We start from the raw sequence: 1,568 nt of genomic DNA on the forward strand, positions 1-1,568 counted from the left end.
AACCCAATGCCACGTAGCTTAGTTTCGGTCAGGCTGCGCGGGTGAGTCCGCGTAGTCTGATCGTGGGCGGGCCGGGGTGGTGGGTGCTGGCGGGTTCGGTGTGTGTCTTGGCGCGGTAGGCGTTGTGGCGTAGCCGTTTCACCGCGCGTGGGCAGGTTCGGTGCCGTCGTGGCGGGAGGGGTCGTCGGGTGATCTCGGTCAGGATGTCGGGTAGTGCGTCAGTCCAGTCCTGAGGGGGAAAAGCCCGCCGTGCCGGTGGCGGTGCGGCGGGTGGTGCGCAGGACGTGGCTGTAGCTGATCCCGTCGGGGTCAAGGTCCGCGGCTTCGGCCGCGCGGGCGATGAGCACGCTGAGCGCGTAGTGCACGGTCAGCCAAGCCCAGATTTCCTGGTGCACCAGCTCAGGCAGCCTCGATCGCAGGATCCGCCCTGGTCCGCGGAGGTGAGTTTTGAGCTGGTCGTTGGCGGTTTCCTGCTCCCACCGCTCGTGATAGGCGTCGGCGAGGTCGCCGGCGGCCGCGTCGGCGGGGTCGGTGATGCTCGACAGCAGCACGATCAACTCTCCGGTGCCGTTGCCCTCGCGATCGGGCACGTCGTATTCCACGACCCGGACCAGATGCGCCTCATCGGGGTGAACCTCGGTGCCGGCTTCGGCGGCGGCGAGGATCTGCCGGCGGCGGCCGGCTCCCCTCACTTTCGGGTTGATCAGGACCGTCAGATAACTCCCGTCGGGCAGGACCGCGACCACCGGCAGGGTGAGCTGGGTCGGTGCCCGCCACAACAAGGCCGCACCGGTCGCGGCGGCGGTGTCCCACGCTTCCCAGCTATAGAAATTGCGGTCGGCGGTGAGCAGTTCATCGTCACGCAGGCGTGGGTAGAGCCTCTGGGCCAGCGTCTTCTCCCCGGTCTCATAGGAGCCGACCTCCGCGGCGAGGAACGCGTGCGTGCCGCACTCGGCCAGCGCCACCACCCGCGCTTTCGGGTATGCCGACCGATGTTTGCCTGATCCGGCATACCCGAACTCGGCGGCGTTGCCGGGAGTGTCAGGAAGATCGACCTCGAACCCGTCGATCGCCAGCAACCGCCACCCTCGCAGCCACGCGCCACGCGTATCCGACGTCGCCACCGCTGCGGCGACACCCTCGAACACCTCGGCCATCACCTTCGGCCCCAGCCGTTTACGGGCCTGGGTGATGCCGCTGGCCGTCGGGACCGTCCACGACGCGTCCCAGCACCCGAACCGCGACAACGACCCCGTGACCTTCGTCGCGACCTCTTCATAGTCATCATCGGTGAACAAGCACAGCGCCATCGTCACATACGCCACCACATGCGGCGGAAGCTTCCCATCCGAACGCTTCGCCCCGACCCCGCAACCCGCGACGGCGGCATCGATCACATCCCGACGCACCGCCGACACCAACACACCCACCGACACCTGATCCGGGCTGGCCGTCCCACCTGCACTCATAACCGACGATCAGAACAGCCCGACCCGGACAAGCCACGCCGCCACGCCGAAAACCCAACACCACAAGCAAGATCAACCTAAGCTACGCGGCATTGGGTT

At 67.3% G+C, this 1,568-nt stretch carries 1 protein-coding gene; it reads right to left on the reverse strand.

Annotation, left to right across the window (positions count from 1 at the left end; genetic code table 11):
* Positions 1-218 precede the first annotated feature (218 nt).
* Positions 219-1,469 carry an IS4 family transposase gene (locus VGH54_RS11685; RefSeq protein WP_331512154.1) on the reverse strand — a complete coding sequence of 417 codons (1,251 nt, stop codon included), beginning with the start codon at positions 1,467-1,469 and terminating at the stop codon, positions 219-221.
* Between the last annotated feature and the right edge of the window lie 99 nt (positions 1,470-1,568).

It is taken from the genome of Mycobacterium sp., assembly GCF_036488105.1.
Classification (GTDB): Bacteria; Actinomycetota; Actinomycetes; order Mycobacteriales; family Mycobacteriaceae; genus Mycobacterium.